This window comes from Rhodopseudomonas palustris HaA2, from assembly GCF_000013365.1.
In the GTDB taxonomy this organism is placed as follows: domain Bacteria; phylum Pseudomonadota; class Alphaproteobacteria; order Rhizobiales; family Xanthobacteraceae; genus Rhodopseudomonas; species Rhodopseudomonas palustris_J.
In genome coordinates this window covers 1558269-1576488 of the sequence record NC_007778.1, presented here as the reverse complement: position 1 = coordinate 1576488, position 18220 = coordinate 1558269, and the positions used below count along the sequence as shown (strand labels likewise).

The 18220-nt window shown below is 64.8% G+C and carries 17 protein-coding genes; 6 read left to right on the top strand and 11 right to left on the bottom strand.

Annotation, left to right across the window (positions count from 1 at the left end; all coding sequences use genetic code 11):
• Positions 1-49: 49 nt before the first annotated feature.
• Together ureG and RPB_RS06970 are read right to left on the bottom strand one after the other, a co-directional pair.
• Complete coding sequence (gene ureG, locus RPB_RS06975) at positions 50-682, bottom strand: urease accessory protein UreG (protein WP_011440282.1); 633 nt, start codon at positions 680-682, stop codon at positions 50-52.
• A gap of 151 nt (positions 683-833) precedes the next feature.
• Complete coding sequence (locus RPB_RS06970; protein WP_011440281.1) at positions 834-1079, bottom strand: hypothetical protein; 246 nt, start codon at positions 1077-1079, stop codon at positions 834-836.
• 368 nt (positions 1080-1447) lie between these two features.
• Here RPB_RS06970 and RPB_RS24515 point away from each other — a divergent pair, with 368 nt between their 5' ends.
• Together RPB_RS24515 and RPB_RS06965 are read left to right on the top strand one after the other, a co-directional pair.
• Positions 1448-1642 (top strand): hypothetical protein, encoded by a 195-nt coding sequence (locus RPB_RS24515; RefSeq protein ID WP_157038784.1) that lies wholly within the window; start codon positions 1448-1450, stop codon positions 1640-1642.
• Between the two features lie 360 nt (positions 1643-2002).
• Positions 2003-2266 (top strand): hypothetical protein, encoded by a 264-nt coding sequence (locus tag RPB_RS06965; RefSeq protein ID WP_011440279.1) that lies wholly within the window; start codon positions 2003-2005, stop codon positions 2264-2266.
• 70 nt (positions 2267-2336) lie between these two features.
• Here the strand turns inward: RPB_RS06965 and RPB_RS06960 are convergent, their stop codons facing one another.
• On the bottom strand, positions 2337-4445 hold the full coding sequence (locus RPB_RS06960; protein WP_011440278.1) for a molybdopterin oxidoreductase family protein: 2109 nt from the start codon (positions 4443-4445) through the stop codon (positions 2337-2339).
• A 142-nt stretch (positions 4446-4587) separates the two neighbouring features.
• On the opposite strand from RPB_RS06960, the gene RPB_RS06955 reads away from it, so the two are divergent.
• Positions 4588-4914, top strand: a complete 327-nt coding sequence (locus RPB_RS06955) for a hypothetical protein (RefSeq protein ID WP_011440277.1) — start codon at positions 4588-4590, stop codon at positions 4912-4914.
• A 30-nt stretch (positions 4915-4944) separates the two neighbouring features.
• Here RPB_RS06955 and RPB_RS06950 read toward each other — a convergent pair whose 3' ends face one another.
• Positions 4945-6171, bottom strand: a complete 1227-nt coding sequence (locus RPB_RS06950; RefSeq protein ID WP_011440276.1) for a cyclic nucleotide-gated ion channel — start codon at positions 6169-6171, stop codon at positions 4945-4947.
• A gap of 46 nt (positions 6172-6217) precedes the next feature.
• Positions 6218-6937, bottom strand: coding sequence for a transcriptional activatory protein AadR (gene aadR / locus RPB_RS06945; protein ID WP_011440275.1), 720 nt, complete (start codon positions 6935-6937; stop codon positions 6218-6220).
• 219 nt (positions 6938-7156) lie between these two features.
• On the opposite strand from aadR, the gene RPB_RS06940 reads away from it, so the two are divergent.
• The gene (locus RPB_RS06940) at positions 7157-7432 is read left to right on the top strand and encodes a c-type cytochrome (protein WP_349644121.1); all 276 of its coding nucleotides are present in this window, start codon (positions 7157-7159) and stop codon (positions 7430-7432) included.
• Here the strand turns inward: RPB_RS06940 and RPB_RS06935 are convergent.
• The 3 genes from RPB_RS06935 to RPB_RS06925 are packed head-to-tail and all read right to left on the bottom strand — an operon-like array spanning position 7395 to position 10490.
• Positions 7395-8567, bottom strand: coding sequence for an ABC-type transport auxiliary lipoprotein family protein (locus tag RPB_RS06935; protein WP_011440273.1), 1173 nt, complete (start codon positions 8565-8567; stop codon positions 7395-7397). The genes RPB_RS06940 and RPB_RS06935 overlap by 38 nt on opposite strands.
• Positions 8568-8574: 7 nt before the next feature.
• Positions 8575-9351 carry an ABC transporter ATP-binding protein gene (locus RPB_RS06930; RefSeq protein WP_011440272.1) on the bottom strand — a complete coding sequence of 259 codons (777 nt, stop codon included), beginning with the start codon at positions 9349-9351 and terminating at the stop codon, positions 8575-8577.
• 2 nt (positions 9352-9353) lie between these two features.
• The gene (locus RPB_RS06925) at positions 9354-10490 is read right to left on the bottom strand and encodes an ABC transporter permease (RefSeq protein ID WP_011440271.1); all 1137 of its coding nucleotides are present in this window, start codon (positions 10488-10490) and stop codon (positions 9354-9356) included.
• A gap of 171 nt (positions 10491-10661) precedes the next feature.
• On the opposite strand from RPB_RS06925, the gene RPB_RS06920 reads away from it, so the two are divergent.
• Positions 10662-11072 (top strand): hypothetical protein, encoded by a 411-nt coding sequence (locus tag RPB_RS06920; protein ID WP_011440270.1) that lies wholly within the window; start codon positions 10662-10664, stop codon positions 11070-11072.
• Positions 11073-11121: 49 nt separating this feature from the next.
• Here the strand turns inward: RPB_RS06920 and RPB_RS06915 are convergent, their stop codons facing one another.
• Together RPB_RS06915 and RPB_RS06910 are read right to left on the bottom strand one after the other, a co-directional pair.
• Positions 11122-13845 carry a bifunctional acetate--CoA ligase family protein/GNAT family N-acetyltransferase gene (locus tag RPB_RS06915; RefSeq protein WP_011440269.1) on the bottom strand — a complete coding sequence of 908 codons (2724 nt, stop codon included), beginning with the start codon at positions 13843-13845 and terminating at the stop codon, positions 11122-11124.
• Positions 13846-13977: 132 nt separating this feature from the next.
• Positions 13978-14409 (bottom strand): CBS domain-containing protein, encoded by a 432-nt coding sequence (locus RPB_RS06910; protein ID WP_041798039.1) that lies wholly within the window; start codon positions 14407-14409, stop codon positions 13978-13980.
• Positions 14410-14652: 243 nt separating this feature from the next.
• On the opposite strand from RPB_RS06910, the gene RPB_RS06905 reads away from it, so the two are divergent.
• Entirely contained in the window at positions 14653-16218 is a 1566-nt protein-coding gene (locus RPB_RS06905) for an AAA family ATPase (RefSeq protein WP_041798593.1), read from the top strand.
• On the opposite strand, the gene RPB_RS06900 is transcribed toward RPB_RS06905, so the two are convergent.
• Positions 16200-17969 carry a PHA/PHB synthase family protein gene (locus RPB_RS06900; RefSeq protein WP_011440266.1) on the bottom strand — a complete coding sequence of 590 codons (1770 nt, stop codon included), beginning with the start codon at positions 17967-17969 and terminating at the stop codon, positions 16200-16202. The genes RPB_RS06905 and RPB_RS06900 overlap by 19 nt on opposite strands.
• Between the last annotated feature and the right edge of the window lie 251 nt (positions 17970-18220).

Here is an 18220-nt window from a genome sequence, read left to right as displayed (position 1 = left end):
AAGCACATCAACGTCACCAGCTTCGGATCGTTCCCGTGACAACTCGCCTTCAGGCTTCGGAAGCCTTCGATACCAAACCGCCCTTGGCCTCGATGAATGCCAGAATGCGGTCGAGCCCTTCTTGTTTCTTCAGATTGGTCATGACGAATGGCCGCTCTCCGCGCATCCGCCGGGCGTCAACGTCCATTTTCTCGAGCGACGCGCCGACATGGGGTGCCAGGTCGATCTTGTTGATCACCAGCAGGTCCGACCTGGTGATGCCGGGCCCCCCCTTGGATGGAATCTTGTCACCGGCCGAAACGTCGATGACATAGATCGTCAGATCGGCGAGTTCGGGGGAAAACGTCGCGGCGAGATTGTCGCCACCGGATTCGATCAGCACCAGATCCAGATCGGGAAACTTGCTCCGCATCTCGGCCACGGCGGCCAGGTTCATCGATGCGTCTTCGCGGATCGCGGTGTGCGGACAGCCGCCGGTCTCGACGCCCGCAATGCGATCGGCCGTCAGCGACCCGGACCGCACCAGGAACTCGGCGTCCCACTTGGTGTAGATATCATTGGTGATCGCGGCAATGTCGTAGCGCTCGCGCATCGATTTGCACAACAGGTCCATCAGCGCAGTCTTTCCGGAACCGACCGGGCCACCGATGCCGACCCGCAGGGGACCGTGATGAGCTGTCATGGACGTTTTCCCAATGAGGCAAGCTGCTCGAGGATCGATGAAAGCAGCGCCCCAAAGGAGGATGCACCGCGCTGCGGTGCAAATAAGAACGATGCCGCCGAAGATTGCAAGTCGGCGGCCGGTCCGTGCCTCGGCCGGACCGAGAGCCGTATCATGCGGCCTTCGTTGCAGCCTCGCGGGTGCCGGGCTCCTTAACGACGCTCTCCTTGGTCTTTCCATCGCTCCGTGGATCAGCGCCGGCCTTCCTGGCCGGCTTGCCGTAGCGGGACAATGCTGCGAGTTCGGCTTCCAGTTCGGCCTGACGCGCAGCGACCTTTTCCGCAAGTTTCTGCGTCGCGTCATCGCGCAGCGCCGCCAACTCCTCGATGCTGAGTGCGTCGAGATCGATTTTCGCCATCGATAGGTGCTCCCGATTGAAACCGTTGGCTATCGGGTACCGCTTTTCGCCGCAAGCGAACCGCAGAATTATCCACCGGTTGCAGGACCGCATCAGCATTGCCGATTGACGCCCGGGCAGCAGTGCAATCAATGATGCAATCGGGGATTACAATGACTTCATCGACGCCACCAAATAACGAGCTCGTTGCGCGATCTGCAACGCCCGACGGCCGCTCGGCCGCCTCGGCGCCCCAGAACCGGCCCGGGCCGAGTCCGCGGTCGGTGGGGACGCAATCGGCCGCATCCTCCCCTGCGGCCGATACCAAGCACGGCACCCCAGCGCCGGCGAACAGTCCCGCGACGGTTCCGGAGTCCCGATCCCCGACCGTGAAGGCGGCGGCGCCGGATGCAACTCCCAATATCATGACAAGCACGGCCGACGAGCGAGCCGAGATACTGAAACGCATTGCTGCATTCCGAAATTTGCAGATCAAGCTGCGTCAGGACCGCGAAAAGTACTACGACCAGACGTTGGCGCGCACGCGATCGCTGCTGTCCCAACCGATGAAGCCGCGCCGCTGAGCGGCTGTTCGCGCCCCCGGTTAGTCTCACTACGTCTTTGGTTGCACGGATATCCCGCGATGCGGGCGTATCGCACCACTTTGCACGCAGCATCCGAACTCCGTCGTGGCGAATCAGCGCACCCTCGTGATCGCGCGTAGCGGCCTTCGCTCCGCGAAAACGGACGCGCAGGCTCGCGAATACCCGCACAAACCCTGCATTTACTACCTGGGCCGTGCTGATTTTCGCCAAAATCACAACTAACCACGCCTTAATCGAATGCTAACCGACACGCGCCCGATGAGTTAGAATTCGTGAAATTCAGAATTGTCGACACGAAACGAGTGTAGTAGAAGGGCGCTTCACTAAAGGAGCCTACGCGTGGCAAAGAAAGCTAAAGCAAAGACCGCGAAGACCGCGGCGAAGTCGAAGAAGGCGAAGACCGTAGCGAAAACCGCTACCAAGGCCGCCAAGAAGACGAAGATCACTCGGCGCGAGTACACCAAGGAAGACATCAAGGAGTTGCGCGCGCATTCGAAGGCGCGGACCCCGGTCGCGCAGATCGCCAAGATGACCAAGCGGACCGTCGGCTCGCTGCGTCAGAAGGCGCTCAAGCTCGGTATCGGCCTCGGCCACCAGCGCTGAGCCCGGCATAACCCGCCTCGCGAAGCGATCAACGACTGCCGATTCCCGGCTGCTGCCGGATTTTCGGAGCTCAGTCGCGCTTCGCGAGCGGCGGTAACGTCTTCTTCGCCCATACTTTATTGTCGTGAAACGCGGCACCGCCGTGCGGCGCGACCGAGTCTGCGCTGGTCAGTACGTTGATCCCGCGACCGCCGGCATGCGCGCTGTTGGGGAAGACCGACTCGGCGATCAGTACGCCGCGGCGCAATCCGCCGTCGAGCTTGGCGGTGAGTGTGGTCTCGCCCCTCGTATTGCCGAGCGTGACGGCATCCCCCTCCCCGACCCCGATCGTTTCAGCATCAGCCGGGTGTATCAGCACCGTCGGGGTGCCTTCGCGCGCACGTGACGACGGCGTCTCGTTGAACGTCGTATTGAGAAAGCTCCGCGCCGGGCTGGTCGCCAGCCGGAACGGATGGGCGTGATCAGTCTGCTCGGTCACCGGCCAGTGGTCGGGCAGACTCGGCATCGACTGCCACGGTCCAAGCTTGATCTGCCGCGGCACGTTGACGTGTCTCCAATCCGCGCGAAAATGGAACTTCCCGTCGGAATGCGCGAAGCCGTCGAGGAAGTGAGCGGTGCGGAAATCCGGCTGCAGGTCGCGCCACAGCTCCGCCTCGAGCGCCTCGATTCCTCCCCGACCGCTTTTCTTCAGGGTCGCGTCGATCACGTCCCGCGGTGTCATCTCGAATGCGGGATGGCGAACGCCGAGCCTCGTCGCCAGTCCCTGCAGGACTTCGTGATTGGACCGGCATTCCCCGGGCGGCGCGACCAGCCTGGCGCCGATCGAAATATGCTGGTGACCGCCTCCGTAGTACAGATCGTCGTGCTCGAGAAACATCGTCGCCGGCAGCACGATATCGGCCATGGCCGCCGTCTCGGTCATGAACTGCTCGTGTACGGCAACGAACAGATCCTCGCGGGCGAACCCCTCGCCGACCAACGTTTGCTCCGGCGCGACCGTCATCGGATTGGTGTTCTGAATCAGCATCGCCTTGACCGGCGCGCCGCCACCGAGCGCCTCGGCGTCGCCGGTGAGGATGCGACCGATCTTCGACTGATCGAGCACACGGGTCGTGGGGTCGAGCGTGTCGAGGCCCTCGATCAGCGTCTTGTCGAAGCCGAAAATGGCGCCGTTGTTGAAGAAAGCGCCGCCGCCTTCGTGCTGCCACGCGCCGGTGATCGCCGGAATGCACAGCGCCGCATGCATCTGAGCCGCCCCGTTGCGGCTGCGGGTGAAGCCGTAGCCGAGCCTGAAGAAACTACGCTTGGTCTCACCGATGGCATGGGCGAACGCCTCGATCTCGGCCACAGGCACATCGCAGATCGACGACGCCCATTCGGGAGTCCGGGTCGCCAGGTGCCTCTCCAGCTCATCGGGGCAATCCGTGTAGCGGGCGAGATAGTCGCGATCGGCGTAACCGTCGCGAAACAGAACGTGCATGACGCCACAGGCGAAGGCGCCGTCCGTGCCCGGACGCAGGATGATCCGGATATCGGCCTGCTTCATGGTGTCGTTGTCGTAGATATCGACCGCGGCAATCCGCGCGCCGCGCTCCTTGCGGGCACGCGCCGCATGGGTCATCACGTTGACCTGGGTGGAGACCACGTTGGTGCCCCAGATCACGATCAGGTCGGACTTCGCCATCTCGCGCGGATCGACGCCCGCCACCTTGCCGGTGCCGGCGGCATAGCCGGACCAGGCGATATTGGCGCAGATCGTCGAGTAGAACCGCGAGTATTTCCTGATATTGGCGAGCCGGTTGATGCCGTCGCGCATCACCAGGCCCATGGTGCCTGCGTAGTAGTACGGCCAGACCGACTCCGGGCCGAACTCCGTCTCGGCGGCCTCGAACCGCGCCGCGATCTCGTCCAGTGCCTCGTCCCAGGTGATGCGGGCGAACTGCCCCGACCCCTTCGGCCCGGACCGCCGCAGCGGATATGTCAGCCGGTCGGGATGGTGGATGCGCTCGGCGTAGCGCGCGACTTTGGCGCAGACGACGCCGGCCGTGTATGTCTGCAGCTTCGAACCGCGCACCCGAACGATGGTCGATCCGTCGATCACCTCGACGTCGAGCGCACAGGCCGACGGGCAATCATGCGGACAGGTCGAGTGGCGGATGTCGATCTCGGCGTGGCTCATCGAACAAAGGTAACATATTAGGCCATCATTGAGAATGGCTCCTCGGTATCCATGCTGTCGGGCGCAGCCGGATTCTCTTCCCGGCCGCGCAACTTCCTCCCCGCTCGACTGTTACTGACCTGAATACCAGACAGGGCAGGTCGTGCATCCGGCAAGAAGCTTCCAGTTTAAACGGCTTGCGCAAGAATTCAGCGCGTGGCGCGCCGTCCCTGACAACCAACGCGCACCTGCGGCCGCCTGGTGGTGGGGGACGGCGATCGAGTTGCGCTCCGAAACCGAGCCGATGCCGGCGGAGCTTCGTTCGGCATTCGGCCTGCCGCTAGGGGCGTCCTACGCCGAAGCCGCGACGCGCCTGATGGCTCGAATCGCCGAGCAGAAGTCGCTTGCCCCCTCCAACGAGTTCCCGCGCAACCGGAAATCACCCGCGGCAGCGACCGAGGGAGCCGCTCAGGCCGACATCATTCGGTAGCTCCAGACGATGTTCACGGGGGGCGTCCGTCTACAGCGCCACCTCATCCTGCCCCTCGACGTCGGCGATCTCGAGATTGAGATTGTCCCCGGTCCGGCCCGCGACGATCTCGTTGATCTTGCGCGCGATGCCCGGCTCGCGGCTGATCAGGGCGTGAAGATCCGCAGCATCCAGCACCAGCAGGCGCACCCATGAGACGGCTCTCACCGTCGCCGAGCGCTCGACGCGCTTCAGCACCGCGACCTCGCCGAAAAAATGCCCCGTGGCCAGCCGGACCCGCCGCCCCTTCGCGGCCGGGCCTAGCTCGATCTCGACCTCGCCTTCTGCGATGAAATACATCTCCGTCGCGGGCTCCCCGCGACGGAAAATCAGGTCGCCTCGATCGACCTGACGCGCCTTCAGCAATTGCATGATGTCGGCGATGTCGCCCGCGGTGAGGTGGGAGAACAACGGCACGCGCGCGACCATGCTCCAGTTGACGATGAAATCGCGGCGGTGAATCACCGCCGTGAAGGCGGTGGCGACGATCCCGACCGGCAGCGCGATCATGATCAAGCCTCCGACGATGGTGACCGAGGCGATCATCCGGCCGATATTGGTGGCTGGCACCACATCGCCGTATCCGACCGTCGTCAGCGTCACGATCGCCCACCACATTGCGTCGGGGATGGTGCCGAGTTTCTCCGGCTGGACCTGCCCTTCCGCGATATGCATGGCGGTCGCGGACAGCAGGGTCGCGCAGGCCAGGATGACCAGACAGGCGAGCAATGCGCGACGTTCGCTCGCCAGCACGTCGAGCAGCGACCGCATGCCGGACGAATAGCGGGCGAACTTCAGGACCCGCAGCACCCGCAGAACGATCAGCACCCGCAAATCGCCGAGACCGATCAAAGCCACCCATAGTGGCAATATCGCGAGGAAATCGATGATCCCCTGCGGGCTGACCATGTAGGACCAGCGTGCCTGCAACGAGCTCATCGGCCGGAACGGGAGATGCTCGGGCGCTATCCAGATCCGAATGGAATACTCGATCGAGAATACCACCAGGCAGAGCAGTTCCGTCGCCCTGAGCGGCAAGTCATAGCGGGCGCGCAGCTCAGGCACCGACTCCAGCACGGTGACGCTGATGCTGAGGACGAGAAAGAGGACAATGGCGCCGTTGATGATCGGTCCGGCGCGCGTGTTCCGCGCGTGCGACTCCAGGATCTCGTAGACAGACTGTCTGGCTTGGAGGTGGAGCGACCGGACGTCGGGCATCAATGGACCTTGAATAGCCCGGCGGCCACGCCTGCAGGTAGCCTCGTCAGGCCGCAGCGAGGGCGTCGAAGCGCTTCGGATCGAGGACGCGAACCCCGTCCGGCACGATCACGATGAGCTTTTCGCGCTCCAGCTTGGTGAAGGTGCGGCTCACGGTTTCGATCGTGAGGCCGAGGAAGTCGGCGATGTCCTGCCGGCCCATCGGCAGGCTGACGGTCTTTGTGACGCCTTCCAGTCGCGCCAGCCGATCCCGCCAGGCGACCAGGAAGGCTGCAACCTTCTCTTCGGCCGAACGCCGACCGAGCAGCAGCATCTGATCCTGCGCAAGGCTGAGCTCCCGGGTCGCGAATTCGTTCATTCGCATCAGCATGTGCGGCCTGTTTTCAATGAAGCGCAGAAACGGACCGCGGAAGAACTTGCAGACGGTCACGCCGCCGATCGAATCGGCCGAGAATGAGTACCGCGCGGACGGCGCCATGCCGAGAAAATCGCCCGGCAGCGCGAATCCGATGATCTGGCGTCGGCCGTCGGGCAGCAGCTTGTAGAGCCGGGCGATGCCTTCGACCAGACTGTAGACGGCGTCGGCGGTTTCGTCCTCGGAGAACAAGGCTTCCTTCGCGCCGTAGCGAACATGCTGCGCGAGGCGCTCGAACTCCTCGTGTTCGGCCTGCTCGAGCTCGCCGCAGATCGCCAGCGGGCGCACAGCGCAATGCGTCGCGCAACGAAACCCGTCGCAAGTCGAGTTCGGAAAAGCGAGGTGCGGCATCCATCACTCCATGCGGTCGTACAAATTCTTGCCGCGCATTGCCGTCGATTGATCGCCATGCGGCCGTAAAGCCAATATGTCGCCAAATCGTCAAGTTGGCTTGACACAGATCAAGGTTGTTCCGTCCTGCGCAATCAATGGTCGCATGCGCGGTTGCGCCTTCTCCAGACTGAGCGCCCGATGCGGTTGATTGCTGTTTGTCTTACGATTCTGCTTCCGATGATCACGACGGCTTCAGCCGCCACCAAGGCTGAGCGCCGCGGACTGGCTTTTGCCGAGTCCAATTGTGCACGCTGCCATGCGATCGGCCGCACCGGCGACAGCCGATTGAAGCAAGCCCCGCCATTCCGCTCGCTGCATGTCCGCTATCCGATCGAGAGTCTGGCGGAGGCATTCGCCGAAGGGATCTACACCGGACATTCCGATATGCCGGCGTTCGAGCTCGACCCTGATCAGATCAACGACCTTTTGGCATATCTGAAGAGCCTGGAATAGCGGGCTTGACCTCGACAGCACTGCCGCTCGACAGGCTGTCCACAGTCCATGGAATGAGCTCTTTGGCTGCCGCACCGAACGCCGTCTCGAAAGCCGTGACGGCGGCAGCCGGCTCCGGCCTGTCGAGCCTGGCCGACTGTCGAAACAGCCGCGCCGAGACCAGCCTACCGTTCTTGTCGATGATCTTGGCGCCGAACGACACGTCGGCGCTGGGCGCACCTTCGCCAGCGACCTGAAAGCTTCGAATGTCGATGAGCAACTGGTAGTCCGGTGTCACCGCATCGTTCGGCCGCAGTGGCGGTCGGGCGATGTCGTAGTTCTCGAAGCTCTGGATCAGCTTCTCCTGCAGCATTTTCGGGATGCTGTCGCTCCACTGCGCACCGGCAAAGGCCGGCAGGTCGAGGCCGGGCGCCACCAGCATCTTCTGACTGTCGTAGAGCACCACCGTGGTCGGCTCGGGGATCGTGAGCTGGCCCTTCATCGATCTGACCGGCGGCGAAAACCCCGAGGCGGGTTGCAGATCGTAGACGACCTTCTTCACGACCGGCTCGTCGGCGCCGGTCATGCGCTCGACCCCGCCGAGAATACCGTCCAGCTTGCCGGTCCGGCTCGACAGCCATTCGGAAAATGTCTTCAGATTGCCGATCGTCTCCTTGAGCGGCTGTGAATTCTCGCCGAGCACCGAATCGACCTTGCGCAAAGCCTCGCGCGCCGCCTGGGTCATGCTCATGCCCGCCCCCGGCTCGGCGATCAGCGTGGTGGCGATCGCGGAGCCGGTGAGGTCCTTGCCGCCTTCCAGCGCCACGACCGGGACGCCGGTCAGGCCCTGGAAGTCGAGACCGACCTTGGTGTCTGGCCGCACCGGCGTATTGGTCGCGACCGCGATCGTCGCATTGACCCGGCGCGGATCGTCGGATGCCAGGCCCAACTCGGTGACTTCGCCGACGCGGATGCCGTTGAACAACACGGCTGCCCCGACCAGCAGGCCCGGCACCGGATCGCGAAACTGGATGTGATAGCTGGTGCGTGCGCCGATGCCGCTGGTGTTGTGCAGCCAGAACACGAAGCCGAACACCGCGAGAATGGCTGCGAGCACGAACGCGCCGACGACGACGAAGGGAGCACGGGTTTCCATGGGCGTCCTAGTCCTGTTTGGGGCGCAGCATCTCCGAGCGCTTGCCGTGGAAATAGGCCCGCACCCAGGGATGTTCGGATTGCATCAGGTCGGCCATCGGCCCGATGGCCACGATCTTGCCGTCGGCCAACGCGGCGACGCGGTCGCAGACCACGTTGAGGCTGGCGAGATCGTGAGTCACCATGAACACGGTGAGTCCGAGCGTGGTCTGCAGCGTCTTGATGAGCTGGTCGAAATCGCCGGCAGCGATCGGATCGAGGCCGGAGGTCGGCTCGTCGAGAAACACGATGCCCGGATCGAGCGCCAGCGCGCGCGCCAGCGCCACGCGCTTGGTCATGCCGCCGGACAGCTGCGCCGGGAACTTGTCCCAATCGTCGGCCGCGATCCCGACCATTTCCAGCTTGGCGGTCGCGATCTCGTCCTGCAGCTTCTCGGAAATATCGAGCGTCTCACGCAACGGGAATTTCACGTTCTGCCGCGCCGTCAGCGACGAGAACAACGCGCCCTGCTGAAACAGGATGCCCCAGGTGGCGGCGACCGACGTGCCCCGGCCGAGCCCACGCTCGGTGTCGCGCCCCATCACTGTGATGTGGCCGCCCTGCTTCGGGATCAGGCCGATGATGGTCCGCATCAGCACCGACTTGCCGCCGCCGGACGCGCCGACCAGTCCGAGGATTTCGCCGCGGCGGACGTCGAGCGACAAATGATCGAGTACCGTCTGATGGCCGAAGCCGACCACGAGATCGGCGACGCGGATGGCGTAGAGATCGGCGAGCGCGTCCATGGCTACATCCCGATCGAAGCGAAGAACACGGCGAACAGCCCGTCGAGCACGATCACCAGAAAGATCGACTTCACCACCGAGGTGGTGGTCTGCAGGCCGAGCGATTCGGCGCTGCCTTTGACACGAAGCCCCTCGCTGCAGGCGACGATACCGATCACCAGCGCCATGAACGGCGCCTTCCAGATCCCGACCTCGAAACTGTTGAGCGACACCGCCTCGTGCAGCCGGGCGATATACACCGCCGGCTGCATGCCGCCGTAGAACCACGCGGTCAGCAATCCGCCGTACAGCGCCGCCATCGATCCGATGAAAGTCAGGATCGGCAGCGCGATCACCAGCGCGATGATGCGCGGCAGAATCAGCACCTCGACAGGATCCAGCCCCATCGTGGTCAGCGCGTCGATCTCCTCGCGCATCTTCATCGAGCCGAGTTCGGCCGTATAGGCACTGCCGGAGCGGCCGGCGACCATGATGGCGACGATCAGCACGCCGATCTCGCGCAGCACGAGGATGCCGACCATGTCGACGACGTAGGATTCCGCACCGAATTTGCGGAAGTGGAAGATGCCCTGCTGGGCGATGATCGCGCCGATCAGGAAAGTGATCAGCACGACGATCGGAATCGCCTGCCAGCCGACGCGATAGACCTGGTAAGTCAGGGATGTCAGTCGCAGCGAGCGGGGCCGCCGCAGCACGCCGAGCAGCGCGACACCCAGCGCACCGAGCATGGCGAGAAACACCGAGATGTCCTGCGTGGCGCTCCACGCCGAGCGGCCGATCTGGTCGAGCCGGGCGATGATCGGATTGACGCTGGGCCGTGGTTTTGGCCCGCGACGGTTGACCTGCCGAACTTCCTCGATCAGCCCGGCATAGCGATCGGCGACGCCGACGAACTGCGCGGTGCGGCCGGCCTGCGCGGCGTCGCGCGACACTTTCTCCAGCAGCCAGGCGCCGATCGTGTCGATCTCGACCACATCGGTCATGTCGATCTCGAGTGCCTTTGCGGCAGCGACTTGCGACGCGACGCCGTCGAACAGCCGCTCCAGCACGGCGGTGTGCATGGCGATCCAGGCGCCGCCGGGATGCAGCCGCAGCACGTCGCCCTGAGTGACCGCATTCAAGACCGGCACTGAACTCACGTCCGCTCCCAATCCGTCGTCAACGCCGTCATCGAAGTCCTCGTCCTATTCCATCGGCCGCCGCCGCTTCGCGCGCGCAGCTTGCGTCGCAACATGCGATTGATGCAAATCAATTGTTGCCCCCCGCCGCTGCGTAAGCTCGACCCCCGCAGCGACGACAGGATCGATCCGATGACCAAGGGCACTCCGTCCGCCATCCTCAACACTTCGTTGCCCGCGCGCTTCCGTCAGATCCGGCTCGAACTGGCGCGCGAACCGGGGCATCCCGACGGCGAATCGCAGATCGCTTATGTGATCATCGCGCCGCTCGACGAAAACGACCACATCGACGCCGAGACCTGGAAGAAGCACCGCGAGGCCTGCCGCGTGGCACGGCAGCGGCCGCAGCAGCCCGACAGCCTCGGGCATCTGATCCACCGGCCGGGCGGATCATGGGCGTTCCAGTACGACGCCACCGCCAATATCCCCGACGAGGCGGGTTATCACTTCGGCGACGAAAAGTTCGTCCAGGGCGAGTATGTCTCGATCCGTGAGGAAGGCGATATGCATACGTTCCGCGTCGTGTCGGTGAGCCGGCTGTAGACGCTTTCACCGATCGAACAGGTCGGTCCCGACCGACCGACAGGTGCGCTCACGCCTTCGCAGCGGCGCGGGCGGACTCGTCGCTCAGCGGCAGCGTCACGTTGAGGATGTCGGGCTCGGAGTGATCGGTCTTGGCCTCGAAGCCGAGCTGGCGGCACATCCGCAGCATCGCGGTGTTCTCCCGCAGCACCTGACCGCAGACGAATTTCAGCCCTTCGGCGCGTGCATACTCGATGATCAACTTCATCAACGCCCAGCCGAGGCCCTTGCCTTTCAGGTCGGAGCGCAACAGGATGGCGTATTCGCCGCTCTCGTAGATCGAGTCCGAGTGAATCCGCACCACGCCGAGGGTTTCGCCGGTCGCCTCGTCGAGCGCGATGAAGGCCATCGCCCGGGCGTAGTCGATCTGCGTCAGCCGCGCGATGAAGGCGTGGCTGAACTCCTTCATCGCCGCAAAGAACCGCAGCCGCAGATCTTCGGACGTGACGTGGGTGAGAAACTCATGAATCGCCGGCTCGTCGTCGGGCCGAAGCGGCCGGGCCAGCACGCGCCAGCCGTCCTTTACGACCAAATGGCGCTCCCACTCGGACGGATACGGCTTCACCGCGAAGGTGGCGTTGCCGAGACCCGCGAATTTGCGCATCGCCTTGCGCACAACGACGCGCGCGTCGATCACCACCACGCCATTCTCGTCGGCCAGTAGCGGATTGATGTCGAGCTCGTGGATCTCCGGCAGGTCCGCCGCCATCTGCGACAGCTTGACCAGCGTCAGCGCCACCGCGCCGTCCTTCACCGCCGGGACATCGCGATAGGCCTGCAACAGCTTCGAGACCCTCGTGCGCGCGATCAGCGAACAGGCGAGCGGCAGATCGAGCGGCGGCAGCGCCAGCGCGCGGTCGTCGATGATCTCGACGCCGGTGCCGCCGTGGCCGAAGACGATCACCGGCCCGAAGGTCGGATCGTCGGCGATGCCGACGGTCAATTCACGCGCCTTGCGGCGCATAATCATCGGCTGCACCATCACGCCGTCGAGCCGCGCCTTCGGCCGCAACTTCGCGGCACGGGCGAGAATCTCGCCGACGGCCGTGCGGACCGCTTCGGCGCTGGTGAGGTTGAGCACCACGCCGCCGACGTCGGATTTGTGGGTGATGTCGCGCGACATCACCTTGACCACCACGGTGACGCCCTGCGCCAGGAACGGCTCCGCCCACGCCACCGCGGCATCGGCATCGACCGCGGCCAGCGTCGGCACCATCGGGATCTGATAGGCGGCGAACAGCGCGCCGACCTCGATCGGATCGAGCCAGGAGCGACCCTCGGCCAGCGCCTTCTCGACCACCGCACGCGCCGCTTCGGTGTCCGGATCGAACTCCTTGGGCAGGCTCGGCGGCACCTCCGTCAAGAGTTGCGCGGCCTCGCGATAGCGCACCAGATTGATGATGCTGCGAACCGCGTCGTCCTCGGTCGGATAGTTGGGAATCGAGGCGGCGTCGAACGCCTTCGTCACCGCGTCGTCGGCGCCGACCCAGACCGCAAATACCGGCTTGAAGAAACTGCGGCGAACGCGCTCCTCGCCGACCACCCGGATCACCGCCTTGGCGATCTCCGCGGACGACGCCATCGCGGTTTGCACATTCATCACCAGGATCGCATCGTTCTCGGGGTCGGCCAGCAGGATCGACAGCGCCACGGCGTACCGCTCCGCGTCGGCGTCGCCGGTGATGTCGATCGGGTTCGAACCCGACCAGGTCGGCGGCAGCACGGCATCGAGCTTGTCGCACACGGCCTTCGACAGCGTCGCCGGGATGCCGCCGAGTTCGGCCAGCCGATCGACCGCCAGCACGCCGATGCCGCCGCCATTGGTGAGGATCGCAACCCGTTTGCCGCGCGGCGCGCTGACGCGCCCGAGCGTTTCGGCGCAATCGAACAATTCGCGCAGGTCGAACACTCGCAGCATGCCGGCACGACGGAACGCGGCGCCGTACACGGCATCGGCGCCGGCCAGTGCGCCGGTGTGGGTCGCGGCCGCCAAGGCGCCATGCGCCATGCGCCCCGACTTCACCACCACCACCGGCTTCACGCGTGCCGCTGCGCGCGCCGCAGACATGAACTTGCGGGCGTCGGTCACCGCTTCGATGTAGAGCAGGATGGCGCGGGTCTCGATATCGCCGGCGTAGTAGTCCAGCATGTCGGCGATGTCGACGTCGAGCTGATCTCCGATCGACACGATCCCGGAAAATCCGATGTTCTTGACGGCGGCCCAGTCGACCATGCCGGCCGCGATGGCGCCGGACTGCGAGATCAGCGCCAGATGGCCTCGACGTGGCATATGCGCCGCGAAGCTGGCGTTGAGATTGGAACCCGGCACCATGATGCCGAGGCAGTTCGGGCCGATCAGCCGAATCCCCGATTTGCGCGCGGCGCGATTGGCGGCGTCGGCATACGATCCCTGGCCGCGGCCCATCTCGGCGCTGATGATGATCGCCCCGGCGACGCCGCGCTCGCCGGCTTCGGTAATGATCTTCGCGACCGTTCGCGACGGCGCGGTGATGACGATGAGGTCGGGTACGAACGCCAACTCACCGAGCGAGCGGACGGTCTTGAAGCCGCCGATCTCGGGATAGCGCGGATTGACGACGCCGATTTCGCCCTTGAAGCCGGCGCTGCGCAGATTGTCGAGCACCGCCCGTCCGAGCGATGCCGGCCGCGGGCTGGCACCGATCACCGCCACCGCGGCAGGTGCCAGGAGATTGCTCAATCGATAAGTCGACATCTCACCTCGGCACCGGGCAACCAGCGGCCGATGTCCAACGCTGCATCGAACCGAGTCTGCACGCAGCCTTGTAGTACAAATGCAGCGGCGTTTCCAACCGAACGGCCGCGGCCCAGCGCCGCGCGGCCCGGCCTAGGGCTTCACCTTGGTGAAATTCGCCAGCGCCTTGATCACGTCCTCACGCGAAATGATGCCTTCCAGCCTGCGATCGGCATCCAGCACCGGGATGCTGCGGGTCTGGTGTTCGACCATCAATTGCAACACCCGCGTCAGCTTGGTGTCGGCATGAACGTAGATGAAGTCCGGCGTCATGATGTCGCCGACCGTGCGGTTCATCAGATCGTCGTAATGCGGCAGCATCTGGGTCGGGTGAAACGCGAAACAATTGAGAAAGTCGTATTTCGTGACCAGCCCGATCGCGCGTGAGCCTTCCAGAACCGGATAGGCATTGTAGTCGTCGCGTTCGAACTGGTCTTCCAGCTCGCGCATCGTCATTTCCCGCGTCACGGGCTTTACCGAACGCGTCATATGGTCGGCAACTGTTGCCTCGAGAAACTTGTACAAGACCAGATTCCAATCGGTCGGGCTTCCATCACAGGACCGATGGCAGAGTGCGTCGAGGCACCTGCTAATCGCCCTTTCCGGCAAATTGACCGCAGCTTTGTGGAATTGAATTGATCAAGGTCAATCCGACGCCGTTTTCCCGGACGCCTTGTTATCCCTGCAACAATGTCCATGATGACGGCCACTGGCGTTCGCGGTTCTGCTCCACTTCCAGACAGTTCGGAATTTCTCCAGGCAGTCATGATGGCAGAACCGATCCCCGCATCCGGCGCGGTCCGACAGGAGGACATCCTCCAATTCGTCGCCGACCCGGCGACGCATGGTGGCTTGCCGGTCAGACGTATCGACACCCATGGCGCCGCGGTGTTTCTGGTCGGCGACCGCGCGCTGAAGATCAAGCGGGCGGTGCGGTTCCCGTTCCTCGATTATTCGACGCCGGCGCGGCGCAAGATCGCCTGCGAGCAGGAACTCGTGGTCAATCGCCGGTTCGCGCCGCAGATCTATCGCCGGGTCCTGCCGATCACCCGCAAGGCCGACGGAACGCTCGAGCTCGGCGGGGACGGCGAAGCGATCGAATGGGCGGTCGACATGATGCGTTTCGACGAACGCCGCACGGTCGACCATCTCGCCGCCGCAGGCCCGCTCGCGCCGGATCTCGTCACCGCCATCGCCGACGTGATCGCTGCGTCGCATCGTTCCGCGCCGGAAGCCGCCACCGCGCCCTGGATTGCCTCGATCGAGCTGATCATCGCCGACAACACCGCCTCGTTCACATCCGGCGGCTTTCCGGCCGATCAGATCGCAGCGCTCGATCGCGCCAGCCGCGCTGCGTTCGAACGCCACCGCGGCCTGCTCGGCCAGCGCGGCGCGCAAGGGTTCGTGCGCCGGTGCCACGGCGACCTGCATCTGGCCAACATCGTGGTGATCGACAGCGCGCCGGTGCTGTTCGACGCGATCGAGTTCGATCCTTTGATCGCCTCGGTCGACGTGCTGTACGACCTCGCCTTCCCGCTGATGGACTTCGTCCATTACGGCCGCTGCGGCGCTGCCGCCGAACTGCTGAACCGCTATCTGGCGATCACCCCCTCACAGAACGACGACGCGTTCGGCCTGCTCCCGCTGATGCTGTCGATGCGCGCCGCGATCCGCGCCAAGGTGATGCTGTCGCGGCCGGCCGACGACGCCGGAACGATGCGCGGCAACCGGGAGACCGCCGGCGCCTATTTCGCCCTCGCCGCACGCCTGATCTCGCCGCCCCAGCCGCGGCTGCTCGCCGTCGGCGGACTGTCCGGAACCGGCAAGTCGGTGCTGGCCCGTGCGCTGGCTGGTCGTATCCCGCCGTTGCCCGGCGCTGTCGTGCTGCGGTCCGACGTCGCACGCAAGCGGCTGTTCGGCGTCGGCGACACCGAACGGCTGCCGCCGACCGCATATTCGCCCGAGGTGACGGCCGAGGTCTATCGCGGCCTCGGCGAGCGCGCCGCCCATATTCTGGCGCAAGGGCATTCGGTGATCGTCGATGCGGTGTTCGCCAAGGCCGAGGAGCGGCAGGCGATCGAAGCCATTGCGACGGACGCCGGGTGCGCGATGCTCGGGTTGTATCTCATCGCCGATCTGGCGACCCGGATCGATCGCGTCAGCCGCCGCGTCGGCGACGCCTCGGACGCAACGCCCGACATCGTCCGGCAGCAGCAAGCCTACGCGCAGGACGCTGTCGGCTGGACCGAGATCGACGCCGCCGGCACGCCAGACCAAACGCTGGCCAGCGCCAAGGCGGCGCTGGGGCGCGACGATCAGGCCTGCAGCACGTAGCGACCAGGCGCATCCGGCAACTCGTCCGGATTCACGCCCGGCAGCCCGGTCCGCGGCGGCGGCACCGGTTCGCCCGAACGGGCGCCGAGCCATTGCACCCATTCGGTCCACCACGAGCCTTCGGCGTGCGGAGCCTGCTCGATCCAATGGTCGGGCCCGACGTAGGGACCGTCGGCCTGCTTCGTCATCACCTGATAGCCACGCGCCTTCGGCGACGGCGGCGAGACGATGCCGGCATTGTGGCCCCCGCCGGTCAGGCAGAAGGTGATCTCGGCGTCCGCGAGCAGATGAATCTTGAAGGCCGAGCGCCACGGCGCGACGTGGTCACGCAAGGTGCCGACCACGAACATCGGTGTGTGAATGTCGGACAGCGCGATTGCCCGGCCGTCGACGACATAACGCCCTTCGGCGAGGTCGTCATCGAGGAACAGTTTGCGCAGATATTCCGAATGCATCCGGTACGGCATCCGGGTCGCGTCGGCGTTCCACGCCATCAGATCGTTGGGCTCGGAGCGCTCTCCCATCAGATAGTCACGCACCATCCGCGACCACACCAGATCGTTGGAGCGCAGCATCTGGAACGCGCCGGCCATCTGCGAGGCGTCGAGCACGCCGTGTTTCCACATCACGTCCTCCAGGAACGCAACCTGGCTTTCGTTGATGAACAGCGTCAGTTCGCCGGCCTCGGTGAAGTCGGTCTGCGCGGCGAACAGCGTGATCGACTTGAGGCGCGTATCGCCGTCGCGCGACATCGCCGCCGCCGCGATCGACAGCAGCGTGCCGCCGAGGCAATAGCCGACCGCGTGGATCGGCTGGTCCGGCACGATGGCGCCGACGGTCTCGATCGCAGCCAACACGCCGAGCCGGCGATAATCCTCCAGCGCGATATCGCGATCCTTCGCCGTCGGATTGCGCCACGAGATCATGAACACGGTGAAGCCCTGCGCGACGAGGAACCTGACCAGGGAATTGTGCGGCGACAGATCGAGAATATAATATTTCATGATCCAGGCCGGTACGATCAGGATCGGCTCCGGCCGCACCTCGGCAGTCGCAGGCGCGTACTGGATCAGCTCGATCAGATCGTTGCTGTACACCACCTTGCCGGGCGTCACCGCGACGTCGCGGCCGACTTCGAAATCCTGCTTCAGGTCGGTCTCGTGCGACATCGACTGCCGCAGATCTTCCCACCAATTGCCCAGGCCGGCGGCCAGATTGCCGCCCTCCGAATCCAGCGTTCGACGGATCACCTCGGGATTGGTCCCGGCAAAATTCGATGGCGCGAAGACGTCGAGCATCTGCCGCACCGAGAATTCGACGATCTTCTCGTTCTGGCGCGACACGCCGCGGATGCCGGTGGTGGCGTCATGCCACCATTCCTCGGTGAGCAAGAAGCCCTGCGCCATGAGGTTGAAAGGCGGCTGCAGCCACTCCGGGCCAGCAAAGCGACGATCCTGCGGCTGCGGCGCAATCAGCGCCCAGGGCGGCCCGGGTTTGACTGCGGCTTCCGCAAGTTGCGAGGCGCGGCGCAACGCATCGTGGGCAAGATCGAGCCGGCGCGCCGGCGCCCAGAACAAATGAGCCAGCCAGTCGGCATAAGCGAGCGACAGTGCCGTCGGCGACAGGCCGCCGGTCAGCGGCGCCAGCGTCGCATGCAACGCGCGATCGCTGTCGTTCGGGGCGGAATGCTTCGCCGGTGCCTGTGCCGGGTGCGACTCGACGGGGAGCGCGTGGGCCTGTGTCTGCGGCATCATTACCTCGATTGCATGCGCGTCGGCTGGGTCTACTGCGGACTGCCGGTTCGCGGCAGACCCGCGCAGTCCACATATAGGATGACGCAACTGTCATCGCGCGGTCACGCGCCGGTGGAAGCCGGTGTGTCTCCCGAATGGTTAAAGAGACGTAGCATCCCGTCCAGGCGACAAACATCGCATCCGACGACGGCGGGCCGTTGACGGCGATCAAGGCGGACTTTCACGAGCTGCTGCCGAGACCCCGCCAG

Excerpts from the sequence above, each read along its gene's own strand:
- ureG (WP_011440282.1), bottom strand. The coding sequence starts at position 682 with ATGACAGCTCATCACGGTCCCCTGCGGGTCGGCATCGGTGGCCCGGTC.
- RPB_RS06970 (WP_011440281.1), bottom strand. The coding sequence starts at position 1,079 with ATGGCGAAAATCGATCTCGACGCACTCAGCATCGAGGAGTTGGCGGCG.
- RPB_RS06960 (WP_011440278.1), bottom strand. The coding sequence starts at position 4,445 with ATGAGCCACGCCGAGATCGACATCCGCCACTCGACCTGTCCGCATGAT.
- RPB_RS06950 (WP_011440276.1), bottom strand. The coding sequence starts at position 6,171 with ATGCCCGACGTCCGGTCGCTCCACCTCCAAGCCAGACAGTCTGTCTAC.
- aadR (WP_011440275.1), bottom strand. The coding sequence starts at position 6,937 with ATGCCGCACCTCGCTTTTCCGAACTCGACTTGCGACGGGTTTCGTTGC.
- RPB_RS06940 (WP_349644121.1), top strand. The coding sequence starts at position 7,157 with ATGATCACGACGGCTTCAGCCGCCACCAAGGCTGAGCGCCGCGGACTG.
- RPB_RS06935 (WP_011440273.1), bottom strand. The coding sequence starts at position 8,567 with ATGGAAACCCGTGCTCCCTTCGTCGTCGTCGGCGCGTTCGTGCTCGCA.
- RPB_RS06930 (WP_011440272.1), bottom strand. The coding sequence starts at position 9,351 with ATGGACGCGCTCGCCGATCTCTACGCCATCCGCGTCGCCGATCTCGTG.
- RPB_RS06920 (WP_011440270.1), top strand. The coding sequence starts at position 10,662 with ATGACCAAGGGCACTCCGTCCGCCATCCTCAACACTTCGTTGCCCGCG.
- RPB_RS06915 (WP_011440269.1), bottom strand. The coding sequence starts at position 13,845 with ATGTCGACTTATCGATTGAGCAATCTCCTGGCACCTGCCGCGGTGGCG.
- RPB_RS06905 (WP_041798593.1), top strand. The coding sequence starts at position 14,653 with ATGGCAGAACCGATCCCCGCATCCGGCGCGGTCCGACAGGAGGACATC.
- RPB_RS06900 (WP_011440266.1), bottom strand. The coding sequence starts at position 17,969 with ATGCCGCAGACACAGGCCCACGCGCTCCCCGTCGAGTCGCACCCGGCA.